Annotated in this window: 15 protein-coding genes and 1 tRNA gene; 5 read left to right on the top strand and 11 right to left on the bottom strand. The window is 72.2% G+C overall.

Features of this window, described 5'->3' with window-relative positions; all coding sequences use genetic code 11:
• Positions 1-91 precede the first annotated feature (91 nt).
• On the top strand, positions 92-1,363 hold the full coding sequence (locus OVA28_RS08400; protein WP_268096587.1) for a winged helix-turn-helix domain-containing protein: 1,272 nt from the start codon (positions 92-94) through the stop codon (positions 1,361-1,363).
• Here OVA28_RS08400 and OVA28_RS08395 read toward each other — a convergent pair.
• On the bottom strand, positions 1,360-2,262 hold the full coding sequence (locus OVA28_RS08395; RefSeq protein WP_268096586.1) for a M48 family metallopeptidase: 903 nt from the start codon (positions 2,260-2,262) through the stop codon (positions 1,360-1,362). The two genes, OVA28_RS08400 and OVA28_RS08395, sit on opposite strands and share 4 nt — an antisense overlap.
• Positions 2,263-2,284: 22 nt before the next feature.
• On the bottom strand, positions 2,285-2,866 hold the full coding sequence (locus tag OVA28_RS08390) for a LemA family protein (RefSeq protein WP_194661208.1): 582 nt from the start codon (positions 2,864-2,866) through the stop codon (positions 2,285-2,287).
• A gap of 254 nt (positions 2,867-3,120) precedes the next feature.
• Here OVA28_RS08390 and OVA28_RS08385 point away from each other — a divergent pair, with 254 nt between their 5' ends.
• Both OVA28_RS08385 and OVA28_RS08380 read left to right on the top strand, forming a co-directional pair.
• Positions 3,121-5,598 (top strand): hypothetical protein, encoded by a 2,478-nt coding sequence (locus tag OVA28_RS08385; RefSeq protein ID WP_268096584.1) that lies wholly within the window; start codon positions 3,121-3,123, stop codon positions 5,596-5,598.
• Between the two features lie 166 nt (positions 5,599-5,764).
• Positions 5,765-7,426 carry a class I adenylate-forming enzyme family protein gene (locus tag OVA28_RS08380; protein WP_268096583.1) on the top strand — a complete coding sequence of 554 codons (1,662 nt, stop codon included), beginning with the start codon at positions 5,765-5,767 and terminating at the stop codon, positions 7,424-7,426.
• A gap of 123 nt (positions 7,427-7,549) precedes the next feature.
• On the opposite strand, the gene OVA28_RS08375 is transcribed toward OVA28_RS08380, so the two are convergent.
• Complete coding sequence (locus tag OVA28_RS08375) at positions 7,550-8,872, bottom strand: threonine/serine exporter family protein (protein ID WP_268096582.1); 1,323 nt, start codon at positions 8,870-8,872, stop codon at positions 7,550-7,552.
• Positions 8,873-8,900: 28 nt separating this feature from the next.
• Positions 8,901-9,182 carry a hypothetical protein gene (locus OVA28_RS08370; protein WP_194661212.1) on the bottom strand — a complete coding sequence of 94 codons (282 nt, stop codon included), beginning with the start codon at positions 9,180-9,182 and terminating at the stop codon, positions 8,901-8,903.
• A gap of 171 nt (positions 9,183-9,353) precedes the next feature.
• Here OVA28_RS08370 and OVA28_RS08365 point away from each other — a divergent pair, with 171 nt between their 5' ends.
• The gene (locus tag OVA28_RS08365; protein ID WP_194661213.1) at positions 9,354-10,454 is read left to right on the top strand and encodes a fatty acid desaturase family protein; all 1,101 of its coding nucleotides are present in this window, start codon (positions 9,354-9,356) and stop codon (positions 10,452-10,454) included.
• Positions 10,455-10,599: 145 nt separating this feature from the next.
• On the opposite strand, the gene OVA28_RS08360 is transcribed toward OVA28_RS08365, so the two are convergent.
• The 7 genes from OVA28_RS08360 to OVA28_RS08330 form a co-directional block, all read right to left on the bottom strand.
• Positions 10,600-10,676, bottom strand: a tRNA-Leu gene (locus OVA28_RS08360).
• 76 nt (positions 10,677-10,752) lie between these two features.
• Entirely contained in the window at positions 10,753-12,237 is a 1,485-nt protein-coding gene (locus OVA28_RS08355) for an NAD(P)/FAD-dependent oxidoreductase (RefSeq protein ID WP_268096581.1), read from the bottom strand.
• 42 nt (positions 12,238-12,279) lie between these two features.
• Positions 12,280-12,828: a DUF501 domain-containing protein gene (locus tag OVA28_RS08350; RefSeq protein WP_268096580.1), complete on the bottom strand. Its 549-nt coding sequence runs from the start codon at positions 12,826-12,828 to the stop codon at positions 12,280-12,282.
• A 53-nt stretch (positions 12,829-12,881) separates the two neighbouring features.
• On the bottom strand, positions 12,882-13,427 hold the full coding sequence (locus OVA28_RS08345; RefSeq protein WP_268096579.1) for an FtsB family cell division protein: 546 nt from the start codon (positions 13,425-13,427) through the stop codon (positions 12,882-12,884).
• Positions 13,428-13,627: 200 nt separating this feature from the next.
• A complete protein-coding gene (gene eno / locus OVA28_RS08340; protein WP_194661217.1) occupies positions 13,628-14,911 on the bottom strand; it encodes a phosphopyruvate hydratase in 1,284 nt (427 codons plus the stop codon).
• A gap of 98 nt (positions 14,912-15,009) precedes the next feature.
• Positions 15,010-16,263: a histidine--tRNA ligase gene (gene hisS, locus OVA28_RS08335; RefSeq protein WP_268096578.1), complete on the bottom strand. Its 1,254-nt coding sequence runs from the start codon at positions 16,261-16,263 to the stop codon at positions 15,010-15,012.
• 290 nt (positions 16,264-16,553) lie between these two features.
• Positions 16,554-17,264 carry a MazG family protein gene (locus tag OVA28_RS08330; protein ID WP_268096577.1) on the bottom strand — a complete coding sequence of 237 codons (711 nt, stop codon included), beginning with the start codon at positions 17,262-17,264 and terminating at the stop codon, positions 16,554-16,556.
• 114 nt (positions 17,265-17,378) lie between these two features.
• Between OVA28_RS08330 and nhaA the strand changes: the two genes are divergently transcribed.
• Positions 17,379-18,551, top strand: coding sequence for a Na+/H+ antiporter NhaA (nhaA, locus tag OVA28_RS08325; RefSeq protein ID WP_268096575.1), 1,173 nt, complete (start codon positions 17,379-17,381; stop codon positions 18,549-18,551).
• The last annotated feature ends 77 nt before the right edge of the window (positions 18,552-18,628 follow it).

Raw genomic sequence — 18,628 nt, 5'->3', positions numbered from 1 at the left:
CGATCCTATCCGCGGGCCCGCCCGTCGGGTTCCAGATGCGACATGTGGGTACTGGCAGGCGTCGTCGGCGGTGCTCAGTAGGGTCGGTCGCATGGCTCGCACCACGCTCTCCGCCGCCGAGGCACGCCGCGTCAGCCTGGCGGCGCAGGGCTTCGGACGTGCCAAGACCGACCCGGTCACGACCCGCTCCCTGACCGCGACGATCGGGCGGCTCGGCCTGCTGCAGATCGACTCCGTGAACGTCTTCGAACGCAGCCACTACCTGCCGTTGTTCGCGCGGCTCGGTGCCTACGACCGCACGGCACTCGACCGCCTGACGTTCACGAAGCGAGGACCGTACGTCGAGTACTGGGCGCACGAGGCCGCCTTCGTCCCGCGCGACGACCTGAAGCTGTTCCGCTGGAAGATGGACGCGATGCGCGAGCGGGACGCCGGCCCCACCCGCGCCGCCTGGGTCGAGCGCACCGCCGGTGTCCGGCAGGAACTCCGTGCCCTGCTCGCGGCCGAGGGTCCGATGCCCGCGAGCGCGGTGGAGCACGAGTCGAACGTCCGTCGCGGACCGTGGTGGGGCTGGAGCGACGTCAAGACCGGGCTCGAGCAGATGTTCCGGTGGGGCGACGTCGTCAGCGCCGGTCGCGCCGGGTTCGAGCGCGTGTACGCCCTGCCGGACCAGGTGCTCCCCGCCGGGTTCCTCGACGACGCCCCCGCGCGGCCGGACGCCATCCGCGACCTCGTCGCCCGGGCCACGCGGGCGATCGGGGTCGGCACCCGGGCGGACATCGCGGACCACTACCGCCTGCGCTCGGACGACACCGCGGCCGCGATCGCCGACCTGCAGGACGCCGGCGTGCTCCTGCCCGTGCAGGTCGAGGGCTGGCGGGAGCGCGCCTGGCTGCACGCCGACGCCCGGGTGCCCCGCACGATGACGGCGGACGCCCTGCTGAGTCCGTTCGACCCCGTCGTGTGGTTCCGGCGCCGGGCCGAGCGGATGTACGACTTCCACTACCGGATCGAGATCTACACGCCCGCGCCGAAGCGGGTGTTCGGGTACTACGTGCTGCCGGTGCTGCAGGACGACGCCCTCGTGGGCCGGGTCGACCTGAAGAGCGACCGGCAGCGCGGGGTCCTGCGGGTGCGGACCGCCTGGGACCAGGACACGGCGCAGATCGACGCCGAGCGCCTCGCCGTGACCCTGCGGGCTGCGGCGGCGTGGCAGGGGCTCGACGGCGTCGAGGTCACCGACCGCGGCACGGCGGCGGCGCGGGTCGCGGGGGCCCTCGGTGTGCCGCTCGTCCCGCACCAGGCGGCCGACGACGCCGACGCGGCCGCGGTCACCGCGGACGGCGACGCTCCCGCTCCCTAGAAGTGGTCCTGGATCCCGCGCAGACGGGCGCTGCGGTCCGGCAGCGGCGGGTGCGTCCAGAACAGCCGGTCCATCACGCCGGGCCGCATCGGGTCGGCGATCCACAGGTGCGCCATCGCGGAGTTCTGCGTCTGCATCGGCTGGCCGTACGCGCCGAGCTTCTCGAGCGCCCTGGCGAGTCCCTCCGGGTGCCGGGTGGTCAGCGCGCCGGTGGCGTCCGCCAGGTACTCGCGCTGCCGGGACACCGCGGCCTGCACCCCCATCGCCGCGATCGGCGCCACGACCACCGCGGCGAGGCCGGCGACGAGCAGGATCGGGTTCGCGCCGCCGCCGTTGTCGCTGTTGCGGTTCCGCCCGCCGGACAGCCCGCTGACGACCGAGATGCGCAGGAGCACGTCGGCGATCAGCCCGACGGCGACGACGAGCCCGAACACCATCGTCGAGACCCGGATGTCGTGGTTCCGGACGTGGCCGAGTTCGTGCGCCATGACGCCCTGGAGCTCCTGGTCGTCCATGAGCTCGAGCAGCCCGGTGGTCGCCGCGACCACGGCGTGCTCGGGGTCACGGCCGGTGGCGAAGGCGTTCGGGGCCGGGTCACGGATGACGTACACGCGCGGCATCGGCGTGCCCGTCGCGATCGCCAGGTTCTCCACGGTGCGCCAGAGCCGGGGTTCCGTCGTGCGGTCGATCTCGATGCCGCCGGCGATCGCCGTGGCCTGGCGCGCTGCGGTGAAGTACTGCAGGAGCGCGTAGCCGAGGGCCACGACCAGCACGATGAACCCGATGGAGACGTTGCCGGCGAGGTACCCGCCGAGGAACCCGAGCGCCCCGATGACCACCAGGAAGACCAGGACGATCACGACGGTGTTGCGCTTGTTGCGCGCGATGGCGCTGTACATGCGAGGGGGCCGTGCCGCCGTGTCAGAACTGGACGCGCGGCGGCTCGGCGATCGCCGCGGGTTCGGTGGTCTCGAAGAAGGAGGCCTCGCTGAACCCGCGGCTCTTCGCGAACGACGAGTTCGGGAAGACCTTGATCTTCGTGTTGAGCTCGCGGACGCCGCCGTTGTAGAAGCGCCTGGCGGACTGGATCTTGTCCTCGGTGTCGACGAGTTCGGTCTGCAGCTGCAGGAAGTTCTGGCTCGACTGGAGCTGCGGGTACCCCTCGGCGACGGCGAACACGCTCTTGAGTGCCTTCTGCATGTGCCCCTCGGCCGCGGAGGCCTGGTCGGCGTCACCCGCGTTGAGCGTCTCCGCCCTGGCCTTCGTGACGTCGTCGAACACGGCCTTCTCGTGCGTCGCGTACCCCTTGACCGTGCTGACGATCGTGGGGATGAGGTCGGCGCGGCGCTTGAGCTGCACGGAGATGTCGCTCCAGGCCTCGTCCACGCGGACCTTCAGCGTGACGAGGGAGTTGTACGTGACCCAGAGGTAGATCCCGACCACCACGAGGAGCACGACCACGACGCCGACGACGATCAGGGTCGTGATGAGACCGGTGTCCATGCGGGAGTGCTCCTTGTCGCGTCGGGTTGTCCGCGGCCTGGCCGGTGTCACCTGCACGCCGGACGGACCAGCGTCGATTCTAACGACGGCACGTGCGTGGTCCTCGCCCGCTCCGCGGTTCACGGAGGATTCCCGCGTGCCGCACATCCGACGTTCGGCAGAGACCCTGGTACGGGGCGCATGGCGGCCGGGAATCGCAGATCCCCCGCGAGGTGGATTGACCGATCGGCCCGCGTCGCGTGGGATGGGGGGACATGAACACGCGCGGGGACCACGTGGACACCAGGGCCGTCGGGGGCGACGGCTCAGCTCGTCGTGCCCGGACGGCGGTGACCGGGATCGCCGCTGCCGTGCTCGCGGGCGCGCTCCTGGTGCTCGGCGTCGCCCCGGCGGTGGGAGCGACAGGGGCCCCAGACACGACCGCGCAGACCACCAGCACGGGCACGGACGGCGCGGCAACGGGCAACCCGGGCAGCGCGGACGGCGCGGCAACGGGCACCGCCCCCGCCCCGGCCCCGGCCCCGGACGCCCTGTCCGCCCAGCGCCCCACCGCGTCCCCGTCCCCCGAACCCGCGCGGCCCGGCGCACCGACGTCACCCCCGCCGACCGGCGTCCCGGCGACCGACCCGACGATCGCCGACCCCGGCGACATCACCAGCGCGACCGGGGCCTTCCGCGGCACGGCGACACCCGGTCACGGCATCCGGGTGATGGACCCCCGCGTCGCCAGCGCCTCCGTCTGCACCGCCACGACCGACCTCCGCGGCGCCTGGTCGTGCTCGGGCACCGTCCGGAGCGGCGCGCAGCAGGTGTTCACCGTGCAGGACACGACGGACGCAGCACGACGGACGGCGGACGCCCCCGCCGCGGACGTCGTCGTCCCGCCGGTCGTCACCACCCGCGGGACGACCACCGGATCGGTCTCCGGCAGCGGCGACGCGGGCATGACGGTCACGGTGACGGCGTCCGGCTCCCGGGCGGAACGCACCGCCACGGTCGGGTCCGACGGCCGGTGGGTGGTCTCGTGGGCGATCGGGGCAGCCCCGCGCCCGAGCGGCACCGTCTCGATGACGGCGACCCAGACCGCGAGCACGGCCGCCGGCTACCTGTCCGACCTCCGGAGTGCGACCTCGCAACCGGTGTCGGTGACGTTCGACCGCACACCCCCGGCCGCGCCCCGCATCACCGCTCCTGTGGCCGACCCCCGCGCCGTCGTGCAGCCGCTCACGGTGCGCGGGACCGGCGAGGCGGGGGCCCAGCTCACCGTGTACGTCGACCGCGTCCCCGTGTGCGGGACGACCGTCGGCGCAGACCGCTCGTGGTCCTGCTCGACGGGCGGCTCCCGGTTCACGGCCGGTCGGCACCTCGTCTCGGCGCTGCAGCACGACGCCGCCGGCAACCACTCGGCACCCTCGGCGTCCGTCCGGGTGGTGCTGGCCGCCGCCGGCGCCAGCGTCCCCGGGTCCACGCCGTCGGGGACGGCCGGCGCGGACGACGGCCCGACGTCCGGCACGTCGGGGCAGCCCGGACTCGGATCTGCGAACGGCGGCACGACGGGCAGCCCGGGCACCGGCGGACACGACAGCGACACCGGGCACCACGGCGGCGGCACCGGGAACGGAGGCACCGCCGGCACCGGCGGCGGCACCACCGGCACCGGCGGCGGCAGCAGCACCGGCGGTGCCTCCGGCACGAGCGGCGGCTCCGGCACCGGCACGGGTCCCGGCGCCGGTCGCGGCGACTGGTCCGGACCCGCCGGCGACTGGACGACCGCCACCTCGTTCGACCACGCCGTCCCGACGATCCAGTCCTCGGCGTCGTGGCGCACCCTCGCGGTCGCCGCTGCGGTCGCCGTCGGGTTCCTGCTGCTCGTCGCCGGGCCCGCTCGACTCGTCGCCCGGACACTCCGGGGCCGGGTGTCGCTCCGCCTGGCCTCCTTCACCGGCCGCAACCGACCCCGCACCGAGCGCACCCGGGGCGACGACGCCCTGCCGGCCTGGGCCTCGATCGGCCTCGCCGTGGTGCTGGCCGGTGTCCTGACCCTGCTCGCGGTCGGCGTCTCGCTCGAGGCCCGCTACGTCCGCCTCGCCATCGCCGTCCTGCTCGGCACCGCGGTGCTCACGGCGGCCGTGGTCCTCACCACCCGGTGGGCGGCGGGCGCCGACCGGCACACGATCGGCTGGCGCGTCTCCCCGTGGCTCGTGCTGGCAGCACTCGTCGCCTGCGGTGTCACGCGCGCAGCCGACCTCTCCCCCGCCCTGGTCATCGGCGTGCTCCTGGTGCCGGTGGGCCGTCCCGACGCCGACACGGGAGCGATGCGGCTGGGGGCCGGCATCGCCGCGTGCGCCCGCAGCGCGACCTGGCGATCGACCGGTCTGCTCGTCCTCGCCGCGGTCGGCTGGGTGCTCCACAGCCTGACCCCCGGCACCGGGTTCTGGACCGCGCTGGTGTCCGAGTTCGCCATCACGCTGTGCGTCGGCGGCCTCGGTGCCCTCGTCGCCACGCTCCTCCCGGTCGCCGGCTCCGCGGGGAGCGCCTTGTGGGCACACTCCCGAGCCCGGTACGCCACCGTCGCCGGGCTCGGCGTCGCCCTCGCGGCAGCCGTCTACTCCGGCTCCGCCGGCACCCACGTCCCGCCCGTCGCCCTGGTCGTCGTGGCCTGCGCGAGCGTGGCCGTCGCAGCGGCTACCTGGCTCTGGGTGCGCGTGCTCGAACCGGACCTCGGCGGCTGAGCCGAGCCGAGCCTCCTGACCGGACCTGGAGCGGGACTGGAGGCCCGGCACCGGTCCACGAGACCGGTGCCGTCCACCGGTGCGCGGCCGGCGGGCCGACGCCCCATGCGCCGATTACGCTGGTCTGCGGTGCGTGCGGCGCGCCGCACGAGCCCAGGGAGCGACGATGACCGAGACCCGATCCGACTACGACTCGACCCGCTTCCGCGAGGTGTTCGAGGGCAGCTACACGTACGCCAACGGCTTCCAGCGGAACACCCACCGCTTCGCCACCCGGCCGGCCCTGCGCGATCCGGACACGGACCGGTCGTGGACGTACGCGGAGCTCGGCGACGCGGTGGACCGGATCGGTGGCTGGCTCGTGCGGCACGGTGCCGTCCGCGGTTCGGTGGTCATGGTCGAGCTGTTCAACTCCCCCGAGTTCGCGATGCTGTACCTGGCGTGCCACCGCATCGGCGCGGTGTTCTCCCCCACCAACTTCCGGCTGGCCCCGGACGAGGTCGCCTTCATCGTCGACGACTCCGCGCCCGTCGTGCTCGTTCACGACGCCGTTCGGAACGACGACCTCGTCGCCGCGCTGGAGTCCGCCTCGCACCGCCCCGACCACGTCGTCACGGTGGGCGGAGCGCACGACGGGTTCGCCGAGCTGCTCGCGGCCGAGCCGGTCACCGCGTCGGAGCTCGCGGACTCCGAGCCGCGCAGCACCTACGACGAGACGACCCGGCTCTACACGTCGGGGACGACCGGTCGGCCGAAGCCCGTGCCGCTGCCGAGCCTGGTCGAGGTGCTCAGCGCGCACGACGTCATCATGCACTTCCCGCTCAGCCCGTTCGACAAGACGCTGAACATGTCGCCGCTGTTCCACCGCGGCGGCCTGTACTCGGGCGGGCCGAACCCGGTGTTCTACGTCGGTGCCGAGCTGACCACGCTCCGGCACTTCGACGCCGACCGGGTGCTCGACCTCGTCGAGTCGGAACAGCTGACCTTCCTGATCGGGGCACCGCCGAACCTCGTGCAGCTCGCGAACGCCCAAGAGCGCCGCCCGCGCGACCTGTCCTCGCTGCACGGCATCGTGACGATGGGTGCCCCGCTCGACCGGGCCGCCGCGCTCCGCTACCAGGAGCTGCTCTCCCCGCGGATCTTCAACGGGTACGGCACCACCGAGACCTTCTGGAACACGTTCCTGCGCCCCGAGGACTTCCCCGACGGCGCGGGCTCGACGGGTCGGGCGTCCACGGACGACGACGTCGCCGTGGTGCGGGTGTACGCCGACAAGCTCGCCGACCCGACGGACACCGTGCCGCAGGACGGCAGCGAGATCGGCGAGTTCGCCGTCCGCACCGTCAAGTCCGGCTACTCGTACCGGAACCCGGGGCTCGAGGCCGAGAAGTTCGCGAACGGCTGGTTCTACCCGGGCGACCTGGCGACGTGGGACGAGCACGAGCGCGTGACCATCGTCGGGCGCAAGGACGACATGGTCATCTCCGGCGGGGAGAACGTGCACCCGGTGCAGGTCGAGGCCGTGCTGCAGGAGCACCCAGGGGTCGCTGACTCGATCGTCGTCGGTGTGCCGGACGACCGCTGGGGCGAGGTCGTCGTGGCGTACGTCGTCCGCGACGAGCGGGGCCTGCCGGGCGACGACACGGCCGCGGCGTCGGCGCTCGAGGACTGGACCGGTTCGCACCCGGGCCTCGCGCGGTACAAGCGGCCGCGGCGCTACCGGTTCGTCACGGAGCTGCCGTACAACGCCACGGGCAAGAAGGTGCACTACCTGGCGAAGGCGTCCGCGCTCGAGGACCAGGCGGCCGGGCGCTTCATCGAGCCGTAGGGGTCCCGCGCGCCCGCGCGGCTGTGCGGGCGCGGCTGCGCGAGCGCGGCTGCGCGAGCGCGGCTGCGCGAGCGCGCGGGTGCGGGTGTGCGGGCCCGCGGGTGCGGGTGTGCGAGCGCGCCGTCAGTGCGTCGGCGCCGTGCGGGCGAACAGGCCCGGCAGCAGCCCGCCGATCTTCGTGCCGACGCACAGGCTGACGAAGGTGGCGAGGGGCGTCGCCAGTGACTGCGGGTCGGCGGTGGCCACGGCGACCAGCCCAACGGTGCCCGGCACGAGCAGCAGGAACGCCGGCAGGAACGACACCGTCGCCGGGATCACCGGCACCAGCCGCTCGAGCCCACGGGTGGCGACGAACAGCACGGCCGCTGCGGTGCCCGTCGCGACGACGCTCCCCACGAGCGGCGCCAGGCCGGACACGAGCGCGTACGCCCCGATCATCACCACGATCGAGGCCGCCGTGAGCTTCCAGCCGGCGCCGAACACCAGGCCGATGCCCACGGCGAGCACCGCGACGGCCACCCACGACAACCAGTACGCGGGCACCGACTCCCACCCGGCCCGGTCGGTCCCGACACCGGCGACCTCCCCGACGAGCGCGGCGGACTGCGGGTCGACGCGCAACCCGGTGACGGCGCTGCCCGCGGCGATCCCGGCGGCCATGAAGCCGAGCATGATGAGCCCCTGCATCAGCCGCGCGGACCCGGTCACGATGTCCGCGGCCGTGAGCTCGAGGAGCGCGTTCGTGATGAGCGCGCCCGGTACGAACACGGCGACGGGGGCGCAGACGGCGAAGAGCGGCACGTGGTCGAAGCCGGTGCTCGCGGCGACGAGGCCGACGACGGCGGTCGACACGAACGCGGCGAGGAACGGGACGACGGCGACGGCCTCGCGGAACCGGCGGAGCAGCAGCCCGATGACCCCGACGACCGCGCCGACCCCGAGCACGACGAGGACCGCCCACCACGGGCAGCGGAAGACGACGGCGAGGCCCGCGGCGGTCAGGGCGTTCCCGGCGATCCACGGCAGCGGTGCCGGGGGACGGGTGTTCGCGCGGATCGCCCGGACGCGCGCGGGGATCTCGGCGAGGGCGATCGACCCGCTCTCGAGCCCGAGCACCAGCCGGTTCGCCCGAGCCGCCTGCCGGAACGAGAGCTCGATGCCCTCGGCGTTGACGATCGTCGCCGACCCGGTGGCGGTCTCGCTGACGATCACGAGTGCCGGCAGCACCCCGACGGCGAGCCCGGGGCCGATGCCAGCGGCCTCGCGCGCCTTCTCGAGGGCCGATCGGACGTCGGTGACGGAGCTGCCGGCGTCGAGCAGCAGGGCGCCGAGCGTGCCGAGGAGCATGCCGACCGGGACGGACTCGCCGTCGACGGTCTCGACGTGTGCCTCGGGTTGCCGGAGGACGCCACGGAGGTTCGCGAGTGCGCTGCCCAGTCCGACCACACCGTGCATGCTAGCGAGGACCCGGCCGCTACCCGGCCGTCTGCACCGCGCGGGTCCGCCACCGGAGCTCGGTGATGAAGCCGGCGGTGTCGGGCTGGAGCTCGTCGTCCGGAGCGCCCTGCACCAGGACCCCGATCGCGGGAGCCAGCAGGAGACTCGACGTGGTGTTCATCCCCCAGCGGTCGACGGTCGGCACGTGCACGGTGTCGGCGAGCCCGGCCTGGGCCAGCGCGGCGGCGTAGTCGAGGACGGCGTAGGCCGCGTCGTCGGTGGTGAGGACCGATGCGAGTCCGTAGATGATGTGCTTCACGGGCAGGGACCTCCGAGCCCGTCGGGTCGCCGCCGAACGGACCGGCGACCTTCCCGGACGGTACGCGCGTTCCACGGTCTCTGCCCAGGTTCGACCCCTAGGTTCCCTAGCAACCGCAAATGCGGGAACTCGAGAGCACGGCCGAAGGGCTGTTCCTGATGGAAGCAGCTCATGTCTTCATCGACCCTGTACCGACCCACCACTCCCCGTACGCCGGGCGCCGCCTCTGGCACGTCCACGTACAAGGACCTCCTCGAGGAGGTCCGCGCCGCCGGGCTGCTGGAACGCCGCGTCGGCTTCTACTGGACCGTCTTCAGCGTGCTGGTCGTCCTCGTCGCCGCGTGCTTCGTCGCCGTCGCGATGCTCGGTGGCTCCTGGTTCCAGCTCATCCCCGCCGCCGTGCTCGGCGCGCTCTTCACGCAGTTCGCGTTCCTCTCGCACGAGGCCGCGCACCGGCAGGTCTTCGCGTCCCGCAAGTGGAACGACAACGCCGGCCGCATCCTCGGCACGTTCATCGTGGGCCTGTCGTACACGTGGTGGATGAACAAGCACAACCGTCACCACGGCAACCCGAACACCATCGGCAAGGACCCGGACATCGCGCAGGACACGGTCTCCTTCATCGAGGAGGACGCCGCCCAGCGCCGCGGTCTGCTCCGCGCACTCACCCGCGTGCAGGGCTGGGCGTTCTTCCCGCTCCTGACGATGGAGGGCGCCAACCTGCACTTCCTCGGTGTCCGCGCACTCGTCACCGGTCAGCACATCAAGGGCTCCGGCCGTGACCGCATCATCGAGGGCATCCTGCTCGTCGCCCGCTTCGGCCTGTACTTCTGGGCGATCTTCACGCTGATGCCGTTCCCCGTCGCCGCCGCCTTCCTCGGCGTGCAGCTCGCCGTCTTCGGCGTCATGATGGGCGGCTCGTTCGCGCCGAACCACAAGGGCATGCCCGTCATCGCCGAGGGCGCCCGCATCGACTTCCTCTCCCGCCAGGTGCGCACCTCGCGCAACATCACCGGCGGCATCTGGGCCGACCACCTCTTCGGTGGCCTGAACCACCAGGCGGAGCACCACCTGTTCCCGAACATGGCGCGCCCGAACCTGCGCAAGGCCAAGCCGATGGTCAAGGCCCACTGCGCCAAGCACGACATCCCGTACACCGAGGCCAGTCTCGGCAAGTCGTACGCGATCGTCGTCGCCTACCTCAACCGGGTCGGCCTCGCAGCACGCGATCCCTTCACGTGCCCGATGGTGACCGGCTACCGGCTGTACTGACCCACCCACCCGCACGACGACGCGGCGCTGCCCCTCGGGGCGGCGCCGCTTCGTCGTTGCCAGGGAAGACCTGGTGCCGGCCAGATCCGGACTGGAGGCTCCGCGCACGTCGCGAGCGGGGCCTCCTGTCCGCATCGACCAACGCTGGTACCCCCGGAGGGACTCGAACCCTCAGCTCAGCGATTTTAAGTCGCGTGCCTCTACCGATTGGGCCACGGGGGCAGGCGGGACCAGCCTACCGACGCAGCGAGGGCGGCCACCCGGACCGGGCGGCCGCCCTTGGCGGTGATGCTGTGGACTACTCGCTCTTGGCGGCGACCTTCTCGCCGTCGACCGGGGCGGCCTCCTTGGAGACGTCCTCCGCCGGGGTGGCGTACGCCGGGCCGGCGGCACCGGCAGGGGTGCCCTCGGCCGGTGCTGCGGCGTCGACGGCCTTGGGCTCGTCGGCCGTCGCGGGCTTCGGGCGCGACGCCCAGGCCTCGAACGCGGCACGCGGGGTCTCACGGTCGTCGAGCGACGCGATGTCGCGGCCGAGGAAGAAGCCACCGACCCAGTCGCTCACGACGCGGATCTTGCGCTCCCACGACGGCATGGCCAGACCGTGGTAGCCGCGGTGCGCGCCCCAGGCGAGGAAGCCCTTCATCGCGAACTTGCCGGACTGGAACACGCCGATGCCGACGCCGAGGCCGGCGACCGCGCCGAGGTTCTCGTGCTTGTACTCGACCGTGGCCTCGTTGCGGAGCACCGCGACGAGGTTCTTGGCGAGCTGCTTGGCCTGACGCACCGCGTGCTGGGCGTTCGGGACGCACATGCCGCCGACGCCACCGCCCGTGAGGTCGGGGACCGCTGCGACGTCGCCACAGGCCCACGCGTCGGGGATGACGGTGCCCTCGTCGACGATGCGGAGGTCGGGCTGAACGGTGATGCGGCCGCGGGGCTCGAGCGGGAAGTCGGTGCCCTTCACCATCGGGTTCGCCATCACGCCGGCGGTCCAGATGATCAGGTCGGACGGGATGGTCTCGATCGACTCGTCCTTGGCCTTGAGCTGGCAGACGCCGCCCACGGCCGACGCGAGCTGCGTCTCGAGGTGCACGGTCGCGCCGCGCTGGGCGAGGTTCTCGAGGACCCAGTGCGAGGTCTCGAGGGAGACCTCGGGCATGATGCGCCCCATGGCCTCGACCAGGTGGAAGTGGGTGTCCTCGAAGGCGATCTGCGGGTAGCTCTTCAGCAGGTCCGTGACGAACGAACGCAGCTCGGCGAAGACCTCGATGCCCGCGAAGCCACCACCGACGACGACCACCGTCAGCAGGCGCTCACGCTCGGGGCCGGCCGGCAGGTTCGCGGCCTTGGCGAAGTTGGTGAGGACCTTGTCGCGGATCGCGGCGGCCTCTTCGATGGTCTTGAGGCCGATCGCCTCGTCTGCGACGCCCGCGATGGGGAACGTGCGCGAGACGGCGCCGGCGGTCATGACGATCTGGTCGTAGGTCTCTTCCCACGGCTCACCGAGCTCCGGCGTGATCGTGGCGGTGCGGGTCGCGTGGTCGACCTTCGTGACCTTCGCCGTGACGACGCGGGTCTTCTTGAGGTGACGACGGTGCGAGACGATCGCGTGGCGCGGCTCGATGGAACCGGCGGCGACCTCGGGCAGGAACGGCTGGTACGTCATGTACGGCAGCGGGTCCACCATGACGACTTCGGCTTCGCCCTGGCGAAGGTGCTTCTCGAGCTTCCAGGCGGTGTAGAAACCGGCGTAACCGCCGCCGACGACGAGGATCTTGGGCACGGGGGATGTTCTCCTAGTGATGAGGGTTGGCCGGGAGTCTGGTCAGACTTCGCCGCCACCCGCCCCGACTCCGGCGTCTGCACCCTCATCATACGCCCGGCACGCACACCGGTCGGGTGACCACGAGGCGCGCTCGAGCGCCAGGTCACCGATGGGGTTCACGCCGGGTCCGGCTGCGAGTGTGTGCCCGACGAGGGCGTGCAGGCACTTCACGCGGACGGGCATGCCGCCCGCGCTGATGCCGTCGATCTCGCCGACGTGCTCGATGGACTCGCGGTCGGCGAGGTAGGCCTCGTGGGCGGCGCGGTACTGTGCCGCCGTCTCGGGGTCGTCGAGCAACGAGGCGAGCTCGGGCATGACGCCGGTCGCCTCGAGCGTGCTGACGGCGGCGGTGGCAGCCGGGTGGCACAGGTAGTACAGCGTCGGGAACGGGGTGCCGTTCCCGAGCCGCGGCTTCGTGGCGACGACCGTGGGGTTGCCGCAGACGCAGCGAGCGGCGATGCCGACGACGTCCCGCGCGGGGCGGCCGAGCTGGGCCGAGACCACCTGCACGTCGTGCTCGGTCGGCGGGTCGAACGGAGGGGTCGTCACGGGTACAAGAGGTTACCGGAGTTCCGGGGTGCTCCGCACCGGTGTGACGGCGGTCAGCGCTCGGTGGCGGTGTCGCCGGTGCCGGAGACGTCCGGGGCGACGAGGTCCTGCTTCGTGTCCGTCGTCAGACCGGACTCGAGCACGGACGACAGCATGGCCTGCACCCAGTCGACCTTCGGCGTCTGCACGGTCGAGCTCACCGGCGTGCCGGAGTCCGTCGTGGGGGCGTCGTCGCGGCGGTTGCCGGCACCCTCCCCCATCACGAGGAAGCTCTGCTCCCCCGGGTACACGTAGAGCAGTCGGTCGCGGGCCTGGGCCTCGATGTAGGCGGGGTCGTCCCAGCGGGCGACGTCCTTCTTCTTCTGCGCGACGTCGGACTTCTGTGCGGCGACCTCGTGCTGCTGCTGCGCGATCTGCTCCTGCTGCTGGATGAGCGTCCGGAGTGAGGGTGCGAGGACGACCACGAACAGCACGATGATCGCGAGCATGAGCAGGCTGAAGCCGGAGAACCGGATGGAGCGGTACCAGGGCTGCTCGGCCGTGGAGCCCTCGGGCATCGCGACGGGGACGCGACGGACGCGGGGCTTCTGGCTGGACACGGTCCGACGATAACCCGGGCGCCGAGGCTCGTCACCTCGGCGCGCGCGTGTCCCGCAGCCTCTCAGCGTCCGGCGAGGGCGGCGCTCGACTCGGCGCGGGACACCGCCGTCACGACGAGACGCCGCCCCCCGTGGTGGAGGACGGCGTCTCGGTGGGACGTCAGCGCATCAGCGCGTCAGCGCGTCAGCGGTTTCGCGGGTCAGAGCGACGCGGACCGCGGGAAGGCGGTGCGGCCGGCGTAGACCGCGGCGTCGCCGAGCTCTTCCTCGATGCGGAGGAGCTGGTTGTACTTCGCGACACGGTCCGAACGAGCCGGGGCACCGGTCTTGATCTGGCCGCCGTCCACTGCCACCGCGATGTCGGCGATGGTGGTGTCCTCGGTCTCACCGGAGCGGTGGGACAGGATCGCGGTCATGCCGTGGCGCTGGGCGAGGGAGACGGCGTCGAGGGTCTCGGTCAGCGTGCCGATCTGGTTCACCTTGACCAGGATCGAGTTGCCGGCCTTCTCGTCGATGCCCCGCTGCAGACGCTTCGGGTTGGTGACGTAGAGGTCGTCGCCGACGATCTGCAGCTTGTCGCCGAGCTCGGCCGTCAGGTGGGTCCAGCCTTCCCAGTCGTCCTCGGCGAGGGGGTCCTCGATCGTGGCGAGCGGGTAGTCACGGGCCAGGTCGACGAAGTACTGGGTGAACTCCTGGCTGGAGAGCTGCTTGCCCTCGAACGCGTACTTGCCGTCCGCGAAGAACTCGGTCGACGCGACGTCGAGGCCGAGTGCGATGTCCTTGCCCGGCGTGAAGCCGGCCTTCTCGATCGCGGCGAGCAGGAAGTCCAGCGCGGCACGGTTCGACGCGAGCTCCGGCGCGAAGCCGCCCTCGTCGCCGAGGCCGGTCGCGAGGCCCTGCTTCTTCAGCTCGCCCTTGAGGGCGTGGTAGGTCTCGACACCCCAGCGGAGGGCCTCGGAGAAGCTCTCGGCGCCGTAGGGCACCAGGAAGAACTCCTGGATGTCGACGTTGGTGTCGGCGTGCGCGCCACCGTTGACGACGTTCATCAGCGGCACGGGCAGCGTGTGCGCGTTCGGGCCACCGAGGTAGCGGAACAGCGGCAGGTCTGCCGAGTCGGCGGCTGCGCGGGCGACGGCGAGCGAGGCGCCGAGGATCGCGTTCGCACCGATGCGCGACTTGTTCTCGGTCCCGTCGAGCTCGATGAGCGCGGCGTCGACGAGGCGCTGGTCGGTGGCGTCGAAGCCCTCGAGCGCGGGGCCGATCTCGTCGAGGACGGCTTCCACCGCCTTGAGGACGCCCTTGCCGCCGTAGCGGGACTTGTCGCCGTCGCGCAGTTCGTACGCTTCGAAGGCGCCGGTGGAGGCACCGGACGGGACGAGCGCGCGCGACACGACGCCGTCGTCGAGGAGGACCTCGACCTCGACCGTCGGGTTCCCTCGGGAATCGAGGACTTCGCGTGCTCCTACGGCATCGATCACGGCCACGGGGTACTCCCTACACGTTGCGGTTGTGGTGCTTGCGGATCGATCCTAGCGACGACCGGTGAACGGTTCCGCCGCTCCAGGTGACCACTGTGGAGAACTCAGGCGAGCGGGCGGAACTCCACACCCTGCAACGTGGTGGTGTCGGCACCCACGCTGGCGAAGGCACCGAAGCCCTGCGCTGCCAGCCCGGCGAGCTGGTTCTTCGTGTTCTTGGTGCGGCGTTCGAGCCGGACGCGCTGGTGGGAACCGAGCGCCTCGCCCTTGAGTGCGGCCAGGCGGACGGGGTCGGCGTCCTTGTCGTACAGCAGCACGACGGCGTCGCTCGTGGCGGACTCGGGCAGGTCGACGAGGTCGACGAGGCGTTCGAACCCGAGCGAGAACCCGACCGCGGGGACGTCCTGGCCGAGGAAGCGCCCGATCATGCCGTCGTACCGACCGCCACCACCGAGGCTGTAGCCGAAGTCGGGGTGCGCCACCTCGAAGATCGTGCCGGTGTAGTACCCCATGCCGCGCACGAGCGTCGGGTCGAAGCGCAGGTCGACGCCCGGGAGCGCCGCGCGGAGGCGGAGCAGGTCGTCGAAGGCCTCGACGTCGAGCCAGTCCGCGCCGGCGGCGGTGTCCCAGTCGGCGTGCGCGAGCTCCTCGATCGTCAGCGTGAGCTCGGCCGTGTCGAACAGGTCCTGTCCGAGCATCTCGCTCAGCTCGACGGCCACCCCGTTCGCGCCGATCTTGTCGAGCTTGTCGATCGTGATGAGGGCACGCTCGGCGGCACCGGGGTCGGTGACGCCCCAGGACGCGAGCATCGCGGTGAGCACCCGGCGGTCGTTGATGCGGATCGAGGTCCCGGTGACGCCGAGCTCGTCGAGGGCGGCCGTCGTCGCGCGGATCAGCTCGATCTCGGCGAGCTGGCCGGGCTCCCCGAGGACGTCGATGTCGCACTGCACGAACTGCCGGTAGCGCCCCTTCTGCGGACGCTCCGCACGCCAGACCGGCGCGATCTGCACCGCGCGGAACACCGTCGGCAGCTCGGCCCGGTGCGAGGCGTAGAACCGCGCGAGCGGCACCGTCAGGTCGAAGCGCAGTCCCAGGTCGACGAGGTCGAGCGGCGCCTCGGCAGTGTGCAGGTCCTCGGTCGTGAGCCCGCGACGCAGGACCCCGAACGCGAGCTTCTCGTTGTCGCCACCGAGACCCGAGTGCAGGCGGGCCGAGTCCTCGACCACGGGGGTCTCGATCTCGTCGAAGCCGTGTCGTGCGTAGACGCCACGGATCACACCGAGGACGTGCTCACGCCGCGCCTTGTCCGCGGGGAGGAAGTCGCGCATGCCTCGGGGTGCCGTCACGGTCGTCGCCATGGCTCAATCCTGTCAGATCGGACGTCGGACTTGCGGAGCCACCGAACTGCTCATATGCTACATCCAGAACCTCGGTTCGACGGGTGCCTGATCCACCCGTCGGATCGGTCGCGCGGGCACTGTGCTGCAATGTGCCCCGCGGTTCGGGCGGGCATCCCTGCCGGCGTCGCTCCCTGGCGACGCCGAGCGCCCGCTCGCGGGCGTCCTCCTTTTTCGGGTTAGGAGGACGCCCGCACTTCTCGCTCCAGCTGTCCTTGTCGCAGTCGTCGCGATGCGCGCCGTCCGAGACGTCACGCTCCGTCCGCCACGCGCCCCTCGGCCTCGAGCATCGCCGCTGCCGCACGGAGGCTCGCGATCGGGTCGACCCCGGCACGTCGGGCCTCGGCCACCGATGCGAGCATCCCCACGCCCCACGCCACGTCGGCACTGCCCACGCGTCCCGCGTCGGCGCCTCCCACGCCCTCGACACGCTCGACGCGCTCCGCGGCGGCGCCAGCCCCGGCCGACCCCACGACGGCGGCGATGACCGTGTCGGCGTCCCCACGGTCCTCCAGGCGTTCCAGCAGCTTCACCGCGCGCTCCAACGGCGGCATCGCCCGCGGCACCCCGTCGAAGGCGCTGGTCCGCGCCGCCTTCTCGGCCGCCTTCGCCGCCCGCCACACGCGGACGACGTCCTCGACGGTGTCGGCGCGCTCGTCGCCGAACACGTGGGGGTGCCGTCGGGTCATCTTGTCGCGGGCGGTCGCAGCGACGTCGTCGAGGCCGAACAGTCCCTCGTGCTCCGCGAGCCCGGCGTGGAGCACGACCTGGTACAGCACGTCCCCGAGTTCTTCGCGCAGGTCGTCCGGGTCGCCGTCCTCGATCGCGTCGACGAGCTCGTAGGCCTCCTCGACCGCGTACCGGGCGAGGGAGGCATGCGTCTGCGCCCGGTTCCACACGCAGCCGCCGTCTGGGGCGAGCAGGCGGTCGACGACGGCGACGAGGTCCTCCATGGCGGTCATCCGCCCATGCTCGCACGGCCCGCGGAGCCGCAGTCAGGGGTCTCCGGTAGACTGCCTGTGGCGTGTCGGGAAGTCTGGTCGACGGACCGTTTCCCGAACCCTCCCGGAGTCCCATTGCTCGCGCTCGTCCGCTCCCCTCGTTTCAGTGCCGTCGCGCTCCTCACGGCTGCCGTCCTCGGCCTCGTGCTCGCGAACACCCCGGTCGGCCTCGACCACGTCCTCCACGTACACGCCCCATGGGGTGCCGTCGGCCTCGACCTCTCCGTGTCGCACTGGATCAGCGACGGGCTGCTCGCCGTGTTCTTCCTGCTCGTCGCGATCGAGCTGAAGCACGAGCTCGTCGCCGGGGAGCTGTCGAACCCCAAGACCGCGATCGTGCCCGCGATCGCCGCGATCGGCGGGGTCCTGGTGCCCGCCGGCGTCTTCCTCGCGGTCACCGCGGGGACCCAGTACACGCACGGGTGGCCGATCCCGACGGCGACGGACATCGCGTTCGCGCTCGGGGTGCTGGCGATGTTCGGCCGCGGGCTGCCGTCCACGATCCGGGTGTTCCTGCTGGCACTCGCGGTGCTCGACGACCTCATCGCGATCGTCATCATCGCGGTGGTGTTCGCGCACGACACGGACTTCCTGGCGCTCGGCGGCGCGGTCGTCCTCCTCGTGCTGTTCTGGGTGCTCGGACGGATGCTGCGGCCGGGGCGCTCCGGCCAGGGCTGGCTCATCGCGGGCATGGTCGTCATCGGCCTGCTCACCTGGTGGCTCGTGTACCACTCGGGCGTGCACGCGACGATCGCCGGGGTCGCGCTCGGGCTCGTGCTGCCGCGGCGCCCCGGGCACACCCTGCACGAGCGGGTGGAGCCGTGGTCGAACGCGATCGTCCTGCCGGTGTTCGCGTTCGCCTCGGCCGCGGTGATGATCCCCGCGGTCGGCATCGGCGAGCTCTCCCCCACGTTCTGGGCCGTCGTGATCGCGCTGCCCGTCGGCAAGGTCATCGGCATCACGCTGTTCGGCGCCGTCGCGACGCGACTGTTCCGCGGGCCGGGTCGACCGTCGCTGTCGTTCTCGTCGATCGTCACCGTCAGCGTGCTCGGCGGCATCGGCTTCACGGTCTCACTGCTCATGAACGAACTGGCGTTCGCGAGCAACGACGAGATCGTCGACGAAGGGGTCCTCGCCGTCCTGGTCGGGTCCGGGATCGCGATGGTGGCCTCGGCCGTGGTCGTCAGCCTCAAGGCGCGGCACCACCGCGCACGCCGCGAGCTCTCCGAGGCCGAGGCGACGGAGTAGCGCCAGCGGGTCACGGCGCGGCGGGCCGTACCGCTTGCCGGACGGGAGGCTCGGTGCTGGCCGGCACCGGGCCTGGC

The sequence above is a fragment of the Curtobacterium sp. SL109 genome, from assembly GCF_026672405.1.
Lineage (GTDB): Bacteria > Actinomycetota > Actinomycetes > Actinomycetales > Microbacteriaceae > Curtobacterium.
This window is presented reverse-complemented; position numbering and strand designations above follow the sequence as displayed.